The organism is Aminipila luticellarii, from assembly GCF_004103735.1.
Classification (GTDB): domain Bacteria; phylum Bacillota; class Clostridia; order Peptostreptococcales; family Anaerovoracaceae; genus Aminipila; species Aminipila luticellarii.
The window spans coordinates 820,107-839,681 of sequence record NZ_CP035281.1 but is presented as its reverse complement, the minus strand read 5'-3'; the positions used below and the strand labels follow the sequence as shown (position 1 = coordinate 839,681).

12 protein-coding genes are annotated in these 19,575 nt (G+C 35.9%); 2 read left to right on the top strand and 10 right to left on the bottom strand.

Going from position 1 to position 19,575, the window contains the following annotated elements:
• The 6 genes from EQM06_RS03885 to EQM06_RS03860 form a co-directional block, all read right to left on the bottom strand.
• Positions 1–3,207 (bottom strand): hypothetical protein, encoded by a 3,207-nt coding sequence (locus EQM06_RS03885; RefSeq protein WP_128745086.1) that lies wholly within the window; start codon positions 3,205–3,207, stop codon positions 1–3.
• A 167-nt stretch (positions 3,208–3,374) separates the two neighbouring features.
• Positions 3,375–6,119, bottom strand: a complete 2,745-nt coding sequence (locus EQM06_RS03880; protein WP_128745085.1) for an AAA domain-containing protein — start codon at positions 6,117–6,119, stop codon at positions 3,375–3,377.
• Positions 6,120–6,243: 124 nt separating this feature from the next.
• Positions 6,244–6,840 (bottom strand): hypothetical protein, encoded by a 597-nt coding sequence (locus EQM06_RS03875; protein ID WP_128745084.1) that lies wholly within the window; start codon positions 6,838–6,840, stop codon positions 6,244–6,246.
• A 177-nt stretch (positions 6,841–7,017) separates the two neighbouring features.
• On the bottom strand, positions 7,018–7,266 hold the full coding sequence (locus tag EQM06_RS03870; RefSeq protein WP_128745083.1) for a PF20097 family protein: 249 nt from the start codon (positions 7,264–7,266) through the stop codon (positions 7,018–7,020).
• A gap of 219 nt (positions 7,267–7,485) precedes the next feature.
• The gene (locus EQM06_RS03865; protein ID WP_128745082.1) at positions 7,486–9,870 is read right to left on the bottom strand and encodes an AAA family ATPase; all 2,385 of its coding nucleotides are present in this window, start codon (positions 9,868–9,870) and stop codon (positions 7,486–7,488) included.
• 296 nt (positions 9,871–10,166) lie between these two features.
• Positions 10,167–12,647 (bottom strand): HD domain-containing protein, encoded by a 2,481-nt coding sequence (locus EQM06_RS03860; protein WP_164914334.1) that lies wholly within the window; start codon positions 12,645–12,647, stop codon positions 10,167–10,169.
• Positions 12,648–13,128: 481 nt separating this feature from the next.
• On the opposite strand from EQM06_RS03860, the gene EQM06_RS03855 reads away from it, so the two are divergent.
• A complete protein-coding gene (locus tag EQM06_RS03855) occupies positions 13,129–13,815 on the top strand; it encodes a helix-turn-helix domain-containing protein (protein WP_128745080.1) in 687 nt (228 codons plus the stop codon).
• Complete coding sequence (locus EQM06_RS03850; RefSeq protein WP_205666590.1) at positions 13,812–14,846, top strand: IS3 family transposase; 1,035 nt, start codon at positions 13,812–13,814, stop codon at positions 14,844–14,846. Before EQM06_RS03855 ends, EQM06_RS03850 begins: the two co-directional genes overlap by 4 nt.
• Positions 14,847–15,101: 255 nt before the next feature.
• Here EQM06_RS03850 and spoIVA read toward each other — a convergent pair whose 3' ends face one another.
• The 4 genes from spoIVA to EQM06_RS13400 all read right to left on the bottom strand — a co-directional run bounded on the left by spoIVA (position 15,102) and on the right by EQM06_RS13400 (position 19,574).
• Positions 15,102–16,580: a stage IV sporulation protein A gene (gene spoIVA, locus EQM06_RS03845; protein ID WP_128745079.1), complete on the bottom strand. Its 1,479-nt coding sequence runs from the start codon at positions 16,578–16,580 to the stop codon at positions 15,102–15,104.
• Positions 16,581–16,652: 72 nt separating this feature from the next.
• Complete coding sequence (locus EQM06_RS03840) at positions 16,653–17,858, bottom strand: pyridoxal phosphate-dependent aminotransferase (protein WP_128745078.1); 1,206 nt, start codon at positions 17,856–17,858, stop codon at positions 16,653–16,655.
• 21 nt (positions 17,859–17,879) lie between these two features.
• The gene (gene buk, locus EQM06_RS03835; RefSeq protein ID WP_128745077.1) at positions 17,880–18,950 is read right to left on the bottom strand and encodes a butyrate kinase; all 1,071 of its coding nucleotides are present in this window, start codon (positions 18,948–18,950) and stop codon (positions 17,880–17,882) included.
• Between the two features lie 51 nt (positions 18,951–19,001).
• Entirely contained in the window at positions 19,002–19,574 is a 573-nt protein-coding gene (locus EQM06_RS13400; RefSeq protein ID WP_128745076.1) for an indolepyruvate oxidoreductase subunit beta, read from the bottom strand.
• Position 19,575 lies beyond the last annotated feature (1 nt).

Genomic DNA, 19,575 nt, shown 5'->3' with positions numbered 1-19,575 from the left:
CTACTCCACCTCATTCATATCAATTATGTAAGAAAAAATATCCGTCGCAGAGTCATCATACAAGGTATTTTTTATTTCATGTTTCTCAAAATCTAAAAATAAGCCATCGCCATCTTTTGTCATAGATAACTCTATTGTCTCATCAAGTACTTCGCTACATATCTCTATTGATACAGGATTTATGCAATATAGCAAATACTTTCCTTTACCGGTCTTTACAAACACATCTCCCATATATAAATCTTCATCTTTCTTACTTATGAATCTTACATAAGTTGTGTTGAAATAATGGTTCCTACGTAAAAATTTGCCTTTGACAAATTGATCAAAATATACTTCCCTAATTTTGAAGGAGTGACCTATGAAATCCTCCCATGCATAGAAGACTTTTTCATACTGCTGCATCAGACGATCTTTTTTAAGTGAAATACCTTTAACCTTTTCATAAAAACATATACTATACTTCTCGAAGGACCTTAATCCAACTATACGTTCAGTCCTTCCGTTTTCAATAATATCACTCTTATAAACCTGCTCTCCTAAAGTATTGTACATTGAGAAAAACACCTGACCTTGCCCATAATAGCTTGTTGAAACATCTAGTATCTTATTAACAGAGTCAAAAATAATATCCGTTTCACTCTCATCCAAAATACAACGGTTATAGCAGAGTATCTCCTTCTTTTCTATACCATCAAGCAAAAATATTAGACGAATATAATCATAAGAAGATTTATATGACATAATAAATCCAATCGGCACTTGTTGATATACACCTTTACTTTTTAACTTTATTACTTCATCTAAAGGTTCTCCTGTACTAGCATATACCTGTAGTTTATTAACTTCTGTACCATAGATATTAAAAATACTTTCCTGTGTAATATCACCAATCCATAGTGCTTGATTCATTGGTTTCCAACTTGAGCCTTCTATCCTATATATTTCAAAATTAAACGGAATACAATATATATATTCGCCTTGATTACATTCAATTTTTATAAGATCCTCTGAAAAGTCACTCACATTGATTTCTGCATTAATGACAGCAGCACACATATCAGTTTTAACACTAACCATATATCTTTCGTCATCCAATTTTAGTTCATCAACTTCTAATGCTTTATCTAAAGCAAAATCAAATAACCATAGTTTTACTTTCTTTCCATTTGCCAACTGATACACACAAATAGAATGTATTCCTGACTCATTAATTTCTAGATCGACAACATATTTATTAACACCTTCTCTTTCTGTAATTGTGTAATTAAATTTACTCAGTCCATACGATTTTCCGTCAAGTACAATTTCAAAAGATAATGATGTATTTTCACTTTCAAACACAAGGAACTTTACATGCTTATAAACAAGTATCTTTTTTTCTGACTTCACTTCTACAAGATAATGATTTGAATATTCCTCCCCAAATATGCCTGGTTTAATCAATGATGAAAAGTTAAAAATTGTATCCTCAATTACATATGCAGAACCTAATCTTACATTTTGTGATGCTAGTTTGTAATAGCTGCAATTATAAAAAGCTTTTAGCTTCTTATGTTCATTTTTATAGCAAAATACTGATGTTCCTGAATAATCACTATTATTTTGAATTTCATTTCCATTCGTATCAAAAACAATCACATTTCGATATAGTTTATCTTTGCTATCATAAATAACATCTTTGCCAGCCATTAGTTTATATGATATCCTTCCGAGTGGTTCTTCAATATTAATTTGGCTAATGCTAATCTGATATCCTCCAATAATTTCTCGTATATCAGGTTCAGCATTTACATAAATTTCTTTTTTTCCATTCAGTACAACGACCTTGATATCACGATAGTTGTATTCAGCTTTTACCTTATGAATTGGTGGCACAATATGTATTTCATTATTATTCAACAGATATTTGGGCTCCCAACGAGAGTGAATATCAGAAAGCATCCTGCCGTGTTTTTTGTCAGAGATATCAGCCTTCAATGTTGCAAGCCATCCCTCATATCCTGCCTTCAAATATGGGTTATTAATTTTTATTTCCTTATTCCAGATTTTCTTATCTATCAGCCTTACAATAATCATACTTAGCCTGATGGCTGATTCCATATCCCTATCATTTGCAATCAATCTTTTGGTTGATCTAATCAGCTTGTACGTCTTCTTGGTAACGTTTAATTGTATATCATCTCCATCTGACAACATATGAGATTGTAGCCCTTCATATACAAACTTAAATTCTCCATATAAATCTTCCACTAATGCATATTCAAAATTAAGCTTATAGATATCATATATAAATTCAAAAAATGGTGTAAGAAAATGACTTGGTACAATTGCATTAGCTAAAACCACATTAATAATACGTGATCTGCTGGTTCTTGTTTCTTCGCCTGTTCTGTATCGATTTAATATGGTTCTAATAAGACCTTCAATCTTCTGTTCAGGATACAAACGATATAGCGTTGTATAAGTTGTCTGTACATTATCATAATAATTGCCATCGTATTTCAACATTGCAATTAGAACTAGGGATATAAATACAATTTCACTATCACTAACGAAGCTTACTGTATAAGAATTTAATGTATTTTTTAGCTGTGCTTCTGCAAGTCTATGTATTTCATCCATTGCACCTTTATTATCCAGAATATCTATTAAATCAATACCTATATTATTTCGAGATTTTACTAGTTTTCGCAAGTATTCTAGCTTGGTTTCAAATTGAGAACTACTTATTTTTACTGACAACATTTGCAGCAACTGCTCTTGTTCTGCCTTTGTTACAATTCCATCAGCTAAAATAGCTTTTATAATATTGCAGAGTGATTCACTTGATTTGTACCCTTTAATACAATTACCATAGGCATCCATCCAAGCTTTTAAACGGTACACTTCTTGTTCATTAACTTCTCCATCACAAATAATGCCCTCTATAATTCCATTAAGTTCATAAATTCTTGTGGAATTATCCATGGTTTTCTTAAGAAATCGTTCAGAAGAGCGGAGCATCAAATCTCGCTCCTCATCAGTGATAAAACTGTCTTCCAACACTTCATCCACTAATTTAATTAGCTCCACCTGCTGAACTTCATATGCAAGGTTACGATTCTTATCAACCCAGGATTGAAGCCGCACCACTTCCTTTTCGTTAATAATACCATCAAAATTTATGCCTTTTATTATTCCGATTAATTCATTAATATTGCGCAATTCGTATCCTCCTTACTAGTGCCGAAGTCTTATATTTTGTATGTGTCAAAACATATACTGATTCAATGTCAGTATTCACAAGAAAATTAAGTTTTCCAACAGGTATTTATTGAGACTTAGAATAATAGTTTACTAATATATTTCATTCTCATTATAAACATTAAATCTTATTTATTGTTTGCATACTCAGTTAGGAATTGCTCGATTTTTTCCCTTTCTCCACTTCCGTTAGTAGGGAAACGCAATAAAGGAATGTTATAAAGTTCAAATATATGGTTTTTCATCTTATCACGCTCACTTTGCCGAGTCCCATCCTTGTGATTGTGGAACCCATCCACTTCTATTCCAAGGACAGGCTTTTTACTGATTCTGTTATAAATCAGAAAATCTACATGAGTGGCCATATTCATTGCGTAACGACACTCTTCATCATTCAGCCTCTTCGGGTTATGGATTAGCATATTGATTGGTTGATGACAAATAACGTTTAGTGAAAGGTTTGAGTGGCTATTTAGAATGTCCACAATTGTGCCATACATAATTTTTTCTGAATCATATTCAGATACCCTCAAATGTTTTTTCAAAAAAGCAATTCTCGCGTCTGTATATTGTTGATAGAGCAAGTCAAAAACCGAATAGATTTCACTCTGAACTACATGAAAATTGTTATATTCTATGTACGAAATTAAATCCCCGATGTTACTATCGACTGGCTGCTCATTACCCGATACCACAAGGCATAGCCTGTTCTTGGCACGTGAAACAGCCACATTCAAGAGATATGGATCATCGGAAAAATCTGTAACTATATCATCGACAGTGGTCAATACAATTGTATCCTTTTCACGTCCTTGAAACTTATGCACGGTATGTACTTCAATTTTATCTGTGTTCAGTTGCTTGACAATCGTAGCCACCTGATCCTTATATGGCGCAACAATTCCAATATTCTCCGGTTTCACGTTTTCTAACAGAGGTAGTGCTTCCTGGATTGTTACATCGATTTGGCGTTGATTAGTATGATCGCGACGATGATTTCCGACCACCGTTTTAAAGACCGCCAATGTATCTGATTCACCATGATCCTCCGTCATAACAATCAGCTCATTATTATAAAATTTCTGGTTGCAGAAGCCTATAATCTTTGGATGACAACGATAATGCTCTCTCAGTAGAGTCTGCGGTACCTCAGACAGAATGCTGCACACAGATTTCAGGAAACTATTTTCTGAGAAGGAATAAGCTTGAGATAGCTTATAAGAATTAAAAATTGCATCGCATTGTTTCTTCATATTGTCTTTGACTACGTTTGGAAGTTGTTTTAAATCCCCAACAATAACTGCGTTTCTAGCGCATGAAAGCGCCAGCGCACCGGTAGCCACGTCTACTTGTGAAGCTTCGTCCATTATAAGGTAATCATATGTGATGCCCTTTAAACTACTACGGGACGAAAATGTAGTGCTGAGGACGATGGGATATTCTTTGACCACATCTCTGGCTCGTTTCCACAAGTCTTCTTCTGTGAACAGCACACGCTCTTGCTTGTTCCCATATCGCTCAAACAATTTTGCACGCAGATAATCCATAGACCATTCTGTGAGTTCTTCCATTTTCCCTTTAACATCAACGGCTTCTAAATGCTTTTTCAGTGCGGAAAGTTCATTAGTTAATTCCCGCTGTCGCGCCTGATAGAATAAATTCTGCAAAAGCGTAATAATTATCGTTAGACTGTTCTTATAAAAGTTCCAATCTGAGATACCGTAGACAAAGAGACTCTTGATTTTAAACCAAAACGAAACGTCACGGTCACCCTCTGAGAACTCGTAGCACTCCTGCCAGAGCTGCATAATTTTTTGCGACTTTAGACTCCGACGAGGTTTTATATTTGAAAAAATATGGTTAGAATCACTGCAATACTGTTCAAAATACTTGATTTCCAAGAGCAATGCATCCTGCTCCAACTGCACCTGTGCAAGACGCTCTTGCTTGGCAAACGTACTAGCCAATTCTTTTGTGTGGTTTTTGATTTTCTCGCGTAGCTCTGCCTGCTTGCCGATTTCCATCTCCCAGCTACAGAGATCCGGATAGTACCCTAGCTGGTTCTTAATAAATTCTTTTTTGTTTCCTGAGTTTCCTAACTGTGCCACGATAAACCCCATGTTGTATTTGGGTGAGGCCAGTTTTTCCAATACGTTAGCCGTAGCAGAATTGTTGTTGGAAACTATTTGTACATTTTTCTCATCCACCAGCAGATTTGCGCTGATGTTTAGTATTGTCTGCGTCTTGCCGGTACCGGGTGGACCTTGGATTACACTAACCTGATTATTCAGCGCATTTTGAACCGCTTTGAACTGACTGGCATTACCGCCAAACGGGAATATGAGGTTACTCTTTTGATAGGTATCAATCTTATGCTTGTCTGGATTAAGATAGAGTGCCATAGTGGTGTCATCGCCAATAAAGTCTAGCTTCTCATACTGCTTCTGCAGTAGAATTTCTCCATCATCGCTTTTGAGTTCATTTATGGACGCCAATTGCCTTAGATATCTAAGGCAGTCTTGGGCCTCACTCTCACTAAGGCAGGAATTCACGATTTTTAGTTCCTGTCGTTCATACGTTCTTTCGCTTTCATCAAAGAAACGAATATGCCAGTAATCCGTCGCAGATGCGTGGAATACGGAGATTTCCTGTATTTTAAATAGTTCTATGCTTCCATGTGAGATATGTACCATGGTTGGGCTCAACACCTCAGGATCCTTCACCCATTCGATTGAATGATAATCATATGTATAGGTCTTGCCACTTTGAAAAGTGACATCATATTTTCGTGTCTCCTTATTATATTTACAGAACTTCACATTTTGTGTAATATCCTTGCCTTTATTCAAAATCAAGTGTTTGCTTGTGTTCACTTAGTATCCTCCGATAGGGTAGTTTCTTGTATTTATAGTTAATTGAGGAATAGAAATCTTTTAAGAGTTTGCTGATTATTATAAACATAATGGGAAGTTCAGAATGTAAAAAAATATGATAAATTCATCCCTCTCTCTGCTTTGCAAAATAAATGCCCCAATCCTTTAATTCATCAATAAGACAAAAAACATTCTTCCCATCAACTTCAAAACAAAAACTTTCACCTGGAGTATCATCATTGAATGTATCCCATGCCGTAACAAGTTTATCAGTTCTATTTATATTATGCTGTTCAAAGAAGCCATCATATTTTTCCATGTTATGTGTCCATAAGGTAACAACATTATATTTATCGACCATTATTTCTGCTGTATTATCATGCGAGCCAAAGCCAAAACCGCTTAATCCATCATTAATAAGAAGATCACCGTAATTTGTAATAAGAGTAAGAATTTCTTCTTTACTTAATCCATCAATATAATAAATATCCTTATGCATTGAATCATAATCACATTTTCTAAGACGCTTTTCATCAATTTCATTTGATGGTAACTCCAATACAAAAAATAATAGTGAAGTTTGAGAAAATATAAAATGCTGTATCACTTCCCTAATTTTGTCCGCATTTACATTTGCCCTCATGGTAAATCCATTTATTTCGTAATGTTCCTGAAGTTTATTTAATCCGTATATTTTACATCCTTTAATCATTTTTAACATCGACTAGTATACTCCTATTTATTATAAGTCTAATATATCATAAACCTAATGGGAAGTTTGATAATACCTTTTACGCTAGGCCATAGCTATAATTAGAACTTTACACCATTCACTTTCAAAGGAGCAGTCGAATTTACTGGTCATATTTGGACAGCAGAATTTTAAATGATTGCAATACTATATATTAATAGTAAATATACCTACAATTTTATTGCAGGATTCACAGAAATACGCATTATTAAACTTTTCTTCACCCATTAAGCTTCTCTTAGCATCTATGTTTTTTCTATTACTTCTGTCCCAGGCTTTTAGCCCTTTTTTATCAAACTCATTTTGTGAATACCATGTAAATTCCCCATCTAATTTTATCCCGCTAAGGATTATACCGCCTTTAGTCATTTCTTTTCCACAAATCGGACAAATCATATTTTACCTCACAATTTATTATTAATATCATTTTGTTTATTAGCTTAAGTTAATTTTATGCTAAATAGGCAAATTTTCAACTTCCTACTGGATTTTATGTATAATAAATTAAACATAATGGGAAGTTCAGCAAACCGTAATCCGTCAATCGGATATTTAGCGGGCTTTTCCAATCATTAAATCTATCTCGTAGAAATAATTTCTCGATAGTCTGCAACTTTACAAGTTCAATGCTTTAATATCTTCACACCAGTTATTAATAGTTAATTCAGCATCCGGATGCTCCTGAAGATGCGCCATGACATGTGTAGGATTCAAAAGATATATAAACGAAACTATATCTCTTGCAGTTTTTTTCTTTTCAGCCATGGTAAGCATTTCCACAAAATCAGTATCAGAGCCGCCTCGCACCCTTTCTTCCATGTGGCTTTCACCGTTCAACACTAATCTATACATAAGGTTTTCAAAATATTTCTTGTAGCTTTGATCTGATAATGCGCTTAGTATCGTTTCATCACAAGACACATCGTCGATACCCTTTTTATAGAAAAATGTTGAATATGTCTCCAATACTCTTCGCATTGTATTTCCAATAGTCATTTCTTGAGCTATAGGTGCAGAACAGCCAAAAACAAATACTTGATTAAGCATACTTGAATATTCATTACTTTTTTTGTACTTAAAATCAACTAATGATTTCTGTTGTAATTCCCAAAGTTTATAAGATCCAATCCTATTTCCATGAATTCTATTCGCATTGTTCTTCACTTCATCACAAATTTTCTGTAAATCAAAAAAGGCTTGGATGTCATGGGTTAACAGCACAATCCTAGAATTGATATTCGCACATATTATCGCGTTGAGTTTTGCTTTTAATAAAGACATGATTCCGATTTTGTTCTCGCGGTCAAAGCTAGATATGGGATCATCTATCAATAGAAACATTTCTTCACAATACGATTTTCTCTCTTCTTGCTGACGGAGTATCTCTGTAAAGAAGTAGCAAAGAGCAAGAATATTTCTTTCACCAACTGATACATCACTTGGCTTCACTTGACATCCATTTGAATACAATTTGTAGCACTCATCTTCACAATGTACTTCCAACCTGCCATTTGCAAAGAATACATACCTCAGACTAGAATTAATGATTTCGAGTGCAATGCTAACACTCTTTTTCAGGTCATTTAATGCATCCAATGCCGTCTTCTTTTGTTGTGAAGCAATGATCATAGCATCACATTTTTCCTTTGCTTCTTTTGCTTTTGCATCTTGATTAATAAACGAATTGTAGAAATCAAGAATCTCATAGTATGCAATATTATCATTTAACTTAAACAAGTCATTTCGCAATAATGCTGTGCTTTCAAATGGCTTATTATAGTTTGTTCGAATCTGTTCAAGAACAAACAGTGCACCATTAAGAACTTTCCTTTTTTCTTGTATATCAATTGAATTCAAAATTATCGGGGTGAAAGGCTTATCAATCTTCTCTTGAATTCTGGCGTTAAATCCTTCAATTGTATCATTAAGCTGTTGCAATTTTGCTTTACAATCTTCTAATACATCTGAATGCAAATCCACATATGGCTGAAAATCAATTACAATTTTACTGACAATCAGTCTATTCAAGGCATCCTTATGTTCTTCAACTATTCTGGACAATACTTTTCTAATGCTATCAGAAAGTGAAACTCTGTATTCTGCATCTATCGGTTGAAGGCAAAATGGGCACGCCACTGTCTCTTCATTCGAAAATTCTGTATCCATTTGACTAAGCCAGTTACTTTTTCCGTCTTCAATTAAAGAAATCAAATATTCCTCTCTCTTATTCAATTCAGGATGTTCGATCTGCCCAGCAAGAAGAGTGATAGCATCTTCCTCTATTAGAGATATTTTTAAATCCGACTTCACGGGAGTAGTGATTTTCCCTGTTCCAGCTTCTGCCTTTCGTAAAATCGCAAGCTTTTCGTTAAACTCTTGCTGTAGTTCTTCAGACGATTTGGTCGGCTTATTGAAGATAACCTCAGCGTATGTATTATCGGTTACAGACGCATTTCTCCTACGCGAACTGTCAATCACCCTTATACGCCCAGCCCAGTGGTTGTCTCCAGATAATGCGAGATTCATTTTGGCTATGTAATATCTAGGAGCTGTTACTAATGACGAATCCGAGTATTGCTTGTAATTTTCTTCTTGTTGCTGGCGTGCAATTTCAGCCGCATCAAATTCAGCCTGTGCTGCAGTTATTTGATTATCTAAATCCACCTGCTGGCCAAACATAATGATTGTTTGCAAGCCATCTTCTTTCAGGCGAATGTTCTCCTGAACATAATCCTCATTAAAAACATACACTCTCTGTTCATCAGGATTTTGAGGAAGGGCTACAATTTGGCCTTGTTCATCAAGCAAGCTTGCCTCTGACAATTCTTCCATCAATCTACCAGATGCCTTTAATACCGCTTTTGATATGGTACTTTTACCTGTTCCATTTTTACCATAAATCAACGAAATCCGGTCTTTGGAATCAGAAAACAACGGCAGTATAGTCTCCTCAGCAAAAGCTGCACCTTTAAGCTTTAGTTTATAAATACTTTCAAACATACTATTTCTCCAACTTTATAAATTCCGGTTTCTCGTGTTTCCGCTTACTTCTATAAGTTTCCAACTCATTAAGGATACGGTACAACACTTCCCACTCCACACTTTGATCTGAAAGGCCTAACCGATTATTGTAATGACCTACTATTAACAAAAGTACCCATTATTGCTAGCAATCGTCTTGTCCATCATAAACATAATGGAAAGCTCACTAACACAAAGTATGTAAACTGTTCCTTGCGATGTCATCGAGTGATTTATTTTAAAAAGTCTGTGTACCTTGACACCACCCAGTGAAGTTACTTCATATATTCATTTTTATCAGGATAACATTTTTCTAAAAATCCTTGCATTAACTGTTTATTTTCTACTTGTAATCCACCTTCATCACATATCCAAAGATGAATAGCTCTACCAATAGCATAAGATAAAAATTGTAGCTGAGGCTCACTTATATTATTCCTTGAAATATTTGGAACGATTTTTTTTCCAACAGCATTTATAACCAACCCTTTTAGTTCAATTCCTTCAGCCAAAAAAGGTATTTTAATATGTGCAGATGAAATTAATACATTTTTAATATATAACGAATCTTTCCATTGAAATGAATATTTTCCTCTAAAGTACTTCTCTATATCGTATGGCAAAATCTTATTTCCACTTCCATGGATTACTTTCTTCTTTTCCAAATAGGTATACGTCGGAGCTTCTTGTGAATGTCCAACTTCACTTCTAAAGTCGGATAGGGAATAAAAATCGACAATATAGTCATAATTGTAGCGTATCAGTTGTGATTCATTATACAGTGAGCTATCTTCTGCGATAATATTTGCTTGTTCATAGTTTATTTTATCTAAAGCCTCATCAAAGTCATCAAGCACTTCATAAGATTTTATGAATTCGTCTTCTTCAGAAGGAGTTATTATAGGGACTCTTAAATATTTAATTGATCCATCATCAATAAAATCCTTTAATAGCTTTCGAGGATGAATTTCTTCTTCCTTGAAAAGTGCATTTGTTTTTTCTTGATAAACCAGACTTTCATCACAACTTATATCAGAAAAAAATTCTAAATATTGAATGCCTTTATAGCTAAATTTTGCTTCAACCTCAATTCCATCAAAATACCTATCAAGTCTGATTGACTCAGGATAAAATGATCCTATTTTTTTCAAGTTAATACTTTTTGTTGTAGTACTACCTTCCTTACATATAACTAAGGATATAGGAATTGAACAATCCACAAAGTTCTGTCTAATAAACTCTTCTACATTTGATTCTTTACCGCTAAAAGCACTCATAAATTTATCATAATCAAGAACAATTTCAGTACCTTGACTTCTTGGCTTTTCTTCAAATGTTAAGCAAATATATTCGCTACTTTTCTCAAAGTCAATTTTATTTATTTGACTCTCACCATAATATTTAGTAACAACAGAAACTGTATCTGATAACATAAAGCAGGCTAAAAATCCTATACCATAATTTCCAATCGGGGAATAATTGTTTCCTTGAAACAGGTAGTCATCAGATACATAATAAGACACGCCAACATTTAAGAAATATTTTTTTAATATATCAATCGACATTCCTTTTCCATTATCAAATATTATTGCTTGCTTACGTTCTTTATCCAAAATAATGCTAATAAAGGGGTTGTATTTAGAATATTTAAATTCTTCATTTTTCTTTGATTCCTCAGCCATAATCATACATGCGTCTATTGAATTTTGAACAAGTTCTCTCAAACCATATTTTTCGTCCCCATAAATATTTTCCCCCATCAAAAGATTGGTCACAGCTTTATAATCCAAGGCCAACTTGAAATCTGAGAACGCAAATCCTTTTGTGCGAATTTTGTTGTGAACAGAAGATCCTATTGATAATAAATATTTTTTATCTCTAAAGGTTTCTGAATAGTCAATAGCATTTTTCAATTCGCCATTAACAGCATCAAAATATTTTAACAACTTTCTATGTATTTCAGGGTTTGCACTTTCTCCATAGATTTCAATATTCTTTTTGCCTGTTTTTTCATCAACATAAATTTTATCTTTGTTTTCAATAACATAGTGTTGTTGCCACTCTAGGTCTCCATAATCTTTCGGGTTAAGAAATTGATAAAGATAAAAGGGAGCTCGTTCTTCGTCAATATCTAAATAATCTGCGATGCGCAATAGCATTGCAATATATTGAGAGTTAAGTGCCCATTCACCTTTTCTTTGGTCAAGAATCATATTAGATATCAGCCATTCAAAGCTCTCATTATGAGCAGCACATATTTTAGCAACATCTTCTTTAAATGACACAGCTGTGCTCCCTGGAAGCATGAAGTGTTTTTCATCCATGTTCATAATATGGCTGTGTGAGCGCTTCCCATGTGTCGGGCGAATACATTCTTGAAGAGCAACAAGTTCATTTTGATATTTTGAAAGGACCACCGTATATTTACGACTTGAAAAAACGTCGTCATCATTTTTTATAGAATCGATTTCCGCCTCCGTTACCGCCATACCAATATCATGAAGTAGTGCACTATAAATTAATGTTACTATTTCTAAATCACTTAGCAACTCAGGCTTATCAATGATTTCAAACATATAGTCGGTAACATTCAATGAGTGAGCCATTCCATGCCCTGTATAGTTTGAAAAAAGTCGGTTAATTTGTGGCAAAAATTTATCTGCATACTCATACAAATCTTCTATTTGACTTATAAATGGACTATCTTTACTTTTTAAAAGAACATATGCTTTTGTATCTTTTATAGTTTTAATCATAAATACTCCTTTATTAGAATGCATTCTTGTTAATGTTATTCCGCAAGTTAGTTCCTCTACAAAATTATAAATAATTCTAATATTTTAAATCGTAACACCCTCAACAATCTGTTTTTTACCAACAATCATCTTATAAATGAAATGCTATCGTTTAGATTTATCAAGTTCTGCAGATAATTGAATTTCGTATTATTGCTATAACCCTAACCATAAACATCGAAAGCACGACCAATGTTTATATTTCAGTTATTTGATAAATCCTGAATTTATTTTAAAATTCTTCTTTATTATAAGTATACTGCTCTTTTTCTACCTTTTGTGCTTTGTTCTTTCCCATTTTTCGACATATTTTGACATTATGTATTATTTTTCAAATTACTTAACAAATAACAAATAAAAAGCACGCCTAATGATACAATCCCACTTAAGTAGACATATGAAATAATTAAATTTCATTTATCTATGGAGGTGGGACTTTATTATGTCCAGAAAATCAAGCTATACAGTTGAAGAAAAAATAAAAGCATGTACCGACTATCTGTCAGGTTTCAAATCAGCTATTCAAATTGCAATAGAACTGAATATGGGAAAACATGGACGAGGTGTTGTTCGTGGTTGGGTTAAAAAGTACGAAGCATATGGTGCATCTGTATTTATTAATAAGGCCAGAAATAATTATTATTCACAAGAATTCAAGGAACGAGTTGTTAAGGAGTACCTTAACGGCACTAATTCTCCAAACGAATTAGTTATTAAGTATAATATACCATCAAGAACTACACTCATTAGATGGATAAAGATGTATAATAATCATATAGAATTAAAGGAGTACGATCCTAAACCGGAGGTCTATATGGTAGATACATTAAAAACTACTTTTGAAGAGAGAATAGAAATCATTAAATATTGTCTTGCTCAAGGCAGAGATATCAAGGGAACTGCAGCTAAATATGGATGCAAATATGCCCAATTATATCAATGGGTTCGAAAATATGAAGCTGAAGGGCAAACAGCTCTTATTGATAAACGAGGAAAATGCAAACAAGAGGATAAATTATCAGATTTGGAAAAAGCTGAAAGGAAGATTGCTCAGCTAGAACGTGAAAAAGAAGAATATCGAAAGAAATATGAATTGTTAAAAAAAGCCGAGGAACGAGAAAGGTGGTGATTGAGGGTTTAGCTAAAGCAAAAAGAACTTACTTTGCCCATTACAATAAAATCGCAGATTATGAACTTATAAAGGAACTTCATGAATCTGATGAAAAATGGGATATATCTTTCATGTGTAATCATCTTAATCTTTCTAGGTCTGCTTATTATAAATGGCTCCATTCTACTCCTACAGGAAAGCAATTGGAAGACGAAAGAATTCTTATCAAAATCAAAGAAGTCGCTGCCTCTAACAATTCTTTATTTGGTGCAATGAATATGTATTACACGCTTAAAAACAAGCATCACTTTACATGTGGGCATAACAGAGTTTATAGAATTATGTGTATCAACGATATTCAATCCTCTTATAGAAGGTCATCCAGCTACACTTACATAAAATCAACGCCAGAGGAAACAGCGGATAATGTTTTAAAAAGAGATTTTAATTCTAACAAGCCTAATGAAAAATGGTGTACTGATGTTACAGAAATTAAAATACCAATAACCGGTGAAAAACTATATATAAGCCCTGTTTTGGATTTATATGATAGATATCCTGTTAGCTTTGCTGTATCAGATAGAAATGATATTGCTCTCGCAAATACAGCATTAGAAATGGCTCATGACGCTTATCCTGAGGCTATGCCACTTTATCACAGTGATAGAGGCTTCCAGTATACAAGAACAGTATTTAAAATAAAGCTTAAGGGGTACGGAATGACACAATCCATGTCTAGGGTATCTCGATGTATTGATAACGGACCTTGTGAAGGATTCCAAGGAATTTTTAAGGATATGCTGTTTATTCTCTATCCGAATATTCAATCCAAAGAAGAAATGATCCACGCTATATATGGAACACTCGATTATTACATAAATGAATATCCGCAAAAACGATATAAAGGTAAGACCTGTGGACAGGTTAGAAAAGAAACTCTGCAATCCGCAGAACCAACTATATATCCAATCAAACAAGCTAATCGATACATTAAGTTTTGGACGGAGATAGAACAAAAGAAACAACGGGCATTACAACAAGCAATATGAAAATCTAACCAGCACTCTAATGAACGCTGGTTAGATTAGAACCTACAATTTAATTATTTTCTTTGTCTACTTGACAAGGGATGTATCATAATGACGTGCTTTTTTAATGTCTATATTTTTTCATTTTTTTGAATATATACAAATCAGATGATATATTTATATATTCCATTTCTTTACATGTTTGGTCCAAACTTATTTAACTTAGTCCAAACTTATTTATGTTGGTCCAAACTTATTTTCCTACTGACAATAAATTTATAAAATGATGCATATAAAGTAGTCTTTTCCTTCATCACTGATTTTTTGAAGGGATTTCTGCACCTTTCCTCTGATATGCTCTGGAACATTGGACAATTTATTCTCCATCTGCTCCGTCACCATTTCCTGAAGGGATTTACCGAAAATATTGGTTTCCCAAATTTTTGACGGGTCATTTTCAAATTCCGTGAGCAGATATTTCACCAGATCCTCCGACTGCTTTTCTGTTCCGACGATCGGTGAAATCTCAGTGGAAATATTTGTCTTGATAATGTGAAGGGATGGGGCTTTGGCTCTCAGGCATACACCGTATTTATTTCCCTGCTTAAATATTTCAGGTTCATCCAAAACCATTTCCGCAAGCTTCGGCTGAACAATGCCATACCCATTTTCCTCCACCTGCACCATGGCATCCTTAAGCTTATCGTACGCTTTTTTAGAAGTAGCAAATTCTTTCAGCAGTTCAAAGAATTCATAATCATTTTTAACCGGCTGTTCCATCATTTCTTCTACCACCTGGTAGAACAAGCCATTTACCATTTCTACTTGGACATCAATATCTCCTGTTCCAAGATCCATATTGGTAATGGTGATTCCGGATATTAACTGTCCATCTTCCAGCGTGCTTATAGACTGTTTCACCTGCTCTACGTTGTCAAGCTCCTTAATCCATTCCTTAATTCCTGAAATAATTTCCGCTTTGATCCAATGCTCTTTTGTAAGTCCTTCCACAAATCCGGGGAAATAAAAATTAATCTGAGATGCCGGGAACTGCATTAGGGCATCCGTAAGAATTTCTTTTACCGTAGCCTCGCTCATCTTCGCGCAATTTACTGCTCTTACGGGTACGTTAAATTTCTTTTTTATTTCCGCTGCCACCTCACCGGCAGCCTTGCCAGATGGTTCGATACTGTTCACAATCACAACAAAAGGCTTCTTTAACTCCTTCAATTCCCGGATGATCCGCTCTTCCGCTCCCAAATAGGCCTCTCTGTCGATATCTCCGATGCTCCCATCCGTTGTTACGGCAATTCCTATGGTAGAATGATCTCTTATGACTTTTTTGGTTCCGATTTCCGCCGCTTCTTCAAAAGGGATTTTATTGGCATTCCAAGGGGTACTTACCATGCGCGCTTTACCCTCTTCAATATGACCAAGTGCTCCGGGCACCATATACCCAACACAGTCCACCATGCGCATCTTGAAATTCATATTGCCTTCCAGCTTGAAAGGAACTGCTTCCGGAGGCACAAATTTAGGCTCTGTTGTTGTAATGGTCTTACCGGCACCGCTCTGTGGCAACTCATCTTGCAACCGCTCTTTTACGTATGTATTATCAATATTAGGCACTACAAGCAAATCCATGAATCTTTTAATGAAAGTTGATTTGCCGGTTCTGACAGGACCAACGATGCCGACATAAATATCGCCCTGCGTCCTTTCCCAAATACTTTCATATATGTTCAAATTCTCCATAAAAAATACCCCTTCCGTACAATACTGATACAATATATGAAAGGGATATCCAAGTTATTCTATTTTATTTTGCTATTGCTTTTCGTTCCGCGAACTTTTTATTTCATTCATAACTTCCTGCATCTGCGGCAGCGCACCAGTAATCGTGTCGTAGGATACACAGTAGGCCATTCTCACATAACCCGGGCAGGCAAAGGAGCTTCCCGGCACGATCAGTACTCTGTGTTCTTTCGCCATATCACAAAATTCAGCCTCATCCTCTATAGGCGACTTCACGAACAGATAAAAGGCGCCCTCCGGTTTCGCGCATTCGTATCCCATTTCAATCAATCCATTATACAGGGCTTCTCTATTTTTGTTATAGACATCTATATTCACCGAAGAATTAATGCATCGAGCCACTGCTCTCTGCATGATGGACGGCGCGTTGACGAATCCCAGGATCCGGTTGGCGGTAGTCGCCCCGCTCACAATGTCATCAAAATCTGAAAGTTCATCCGGCATCACCAGATATCCGATTCTTTCACCCGGAAGGGACAAGGATTTACTGTAAGAATACCCAATAACTGTATTTTTATAGTATTGGGGAATATAGGGAACCACCGCTCCGTCATAAACCAATTCCCTGTACGGTTCGTCGGAAATGACATAAATATCTGCGGCAAATTCTTTTTCCTTTTCAGTTAAAATTTCTGCTATTTTCTTGATGGTTTCCTCTGAATAAATCACCCCGGTGGGGTTGTTCGGCGAATTAATAATAAGCGCCTTTGTTTTTGCCGTAATGCTCTCAGCCAGTTTCTTCAAATCCGGTTGAAAGGTTGGCAGGTTCGGCGGAATGACCACAAGCTCCGCTCCATAATTTGCTGCATAGCTTCTGTATTCACCAAAATAAGGAGCAAACACGATCACTTCATCTTCCGGATCGATCAGGGTCTTTAAGATGACATTCAGACCTCCTGCCGCACCGGCAGTCATCAGGATGTTTCGTTCCGTATACTGCGTCCCGTGCTGCTTATTCAAATGCTGCGCTATGGCATTTCTTACGTCTTCATATCCGGCATTATTCATATATCCGTGAACAAAGGTAGGCTCCTCGGACTGCAAAATGTCTATGATAGACTGCCGGATCTCTTCCGGCGGCTCCACATTGGGATTTCCTAAGCTAAAATCGTATACATTTTCTTTGCCATATATTTTGGCCAGTCTGCCCCCTTCTTCAAACATGGCTCGAATAGCCGAACTGCCCTTTACATAGCTTTCCATACTCTTTGCAATCATTTTTTACTTCCTCCTGACTCTTTACGGATGTACATATTCTTTTGCCTCTTCCTGCCCTTTAAGAATTCTCCGTGCTCCCATAGCCAAGGCTTCCATTTCAAATTCTCCCGGAACTACTTCCACGGGGGCGATAAATCCTACTCTCTCCGAGATCTTTTCCATCAGGCTCTTGGAATAAGCCATTCCTCCCGTCAAGATGATACAGTCATATTTTCCGCTGAGAACTGCTGACAGGGTGCAGACCGCCTTGGAAATCTGATAGGCCTGTGCCTCAAAAAGAAGCTCTGCCTGCTTATTCCCGTCGTCTATCATGGCCTGCACATCCCTTAAATCCTGTGTTCCCAAATAAGCTTTCAGACCACCGTTGCCCCTCAGCTTTTTGATCATGTCTTTCTTCGTATATTCCCCGGAATAACACATGTCCACCATATACAGCATAGGGATGCTCCCTGACCGCTCCGGTGCAAAGGGTCCCTCATCATCCCGAATGCAATCGATGATCCTTCCCTGATGGTGTACGCTCAGACTGATGCCGCCGCCGAGATGTGCTGCCAGAATATCCATATCTTCATATTTTTTCCCATACTTGTCTGCAATTTTTCTCGATACGGCTCTCATATTTAACACATGACATATACTTTGTTTTCTGATTTCCGGCAGACCGGTTATCTTTGCAATCTCCTGCAATTCATCCGAAGTCACCGCATCATAAATATAAGCCGGAATTCCCAGAGGTTCCGCAAGGTCATGAGCAATCAATGCGCCCAGATTAGAGGCATGAGGAGATGCCAATCCTTCTTTGAAGGTATCCAGCATATCTTTATTGACCACATACCCTCCAGCCTTCATGTTTGGGAGCATCCCTCCTCTTCCCACTATTGCCGATAAAGCCTTTACATCTATATTCTCTTCATTTATAACAGACTTTATTACATTTTTTCTAAATTCAAATTGATCCAGTACTTCATCAAACCCTTCCAGTTCTTTGGCTGTATGGGTGATGGATTTTTCAAAAACCTTCGTTTCCTCTTTATATAGTGCAATCTTAGTGGATGTAGATCCCGGATTGATGGCCAGAATATTGTAACTCATACTTTTCCTCCTGTTTTTACTCATCATCCTTTGTGTCAGGTATTTTGCCTTCTAAAGCTTATAGCCTTCGTCAAAGGCCTTTAGATTCAGTTCTTCAAAACCCTTTTTCACATTGTTTTCAATTGTTCTCTTCCAATTTACACCTTCTACATTCATAGCCTTTACCAGGGCGCCCAATAAAACAATGTTCATGACCTTACTGTTTCCTAATTGTTCAGCTATTTCAGCAGCCTTTACTACGAGAACAGATGCATTCTCCGATAATTCTTCCAAAATGCCCTCTGGATACTCCACTTGGCCCATTAAAATAGGTACCGATGGGATTTCAAAATCATTGATGACCATTTTCCCGTCCCTTTTCAGGTATTCAATCCATCTCAGAGCCTCCATTTTTTCAAAAGCAACGATAACATCAGCTTCGCCCTTTCCTACAATGGGGGAATACACCTTTTTACCATACCGGATCTGTGTGCTTACATTTCCGCCTCTCTGGGACATTCCGTGAATTTCAGACATCTTTACGTCATAACCGGCTTCCACCAGTCCCTCGGACAAGACTTTGCTGGCTAAAATAGTCCCCTGTCCGCCGACACCCACCAATAAAATATTCTTTACATCATTCATG

Bases quoted from the DNA above. Each gene is read 5' to 3' on its own strand.
- EQM06_RS03875 (WP_128745084.1), bottom strand. From the start codon at position 6,840: ATGTTAAAAATGATTAAAGGATGTAAAATATACGGATTAAATAAACTT.
- EQM06_RS03840 (WP_128745078.1), bottom strand. From the start codon at position 17,858: ATGATTGCAAAGAGTATGGAAAGCTATGTAAAGGGCAGTTCGGCTATT.
- spoIVA (WP_128745079.1), bottom strand. From the start codon at position 16,580: ATGGAGAATTTGAACATATATGAAAGTATTTGGGAAAGGACGCAGGGC.
- EQM06_RS03870 (WP_128745083.1), bottom strand. From the start codon at position 7,266: ATGATTTGTCCGATTTGTGGAAAAGAAATGACTAAAGGCGGTATAATC.
- EQM06_RS03865 (WP_128745082.1), bottom strand. From the start codon at position 9,870: ATGTTTGAAAGTATTTATAAACTAAAGCTTAAAGGTGCAGCTTTTGCT.
- EQM06_RS13400 (WP_128745076.1), bottom strand. From the start codon at position 19,574: ATGAATGATGTAAAGAATATTTTATTGGTGGGTGTCGGCGGACAGGGG.
- EQM06_RS03860 (WP_164914334.1), bottom strand. From the start codon at position 12,647: ATGATTAAAACTATAAAAGATACAAAAGCATATGTTCTTTTAAAAAGT.
- buk (WP_128745077.1), bottom strand. From the start codon at position 18,950: ATGAGTTACAATATTCTGGCCATCAATCCGGGATCTACATCCACTAAG.
- EQM06_RS03855 (WP_128745080.1), top strand. From the start codon at position 13,129: ATGTCCAGAAAATCAAGCTATACAGTTGAAGAAAAAATAAAAGCATGT.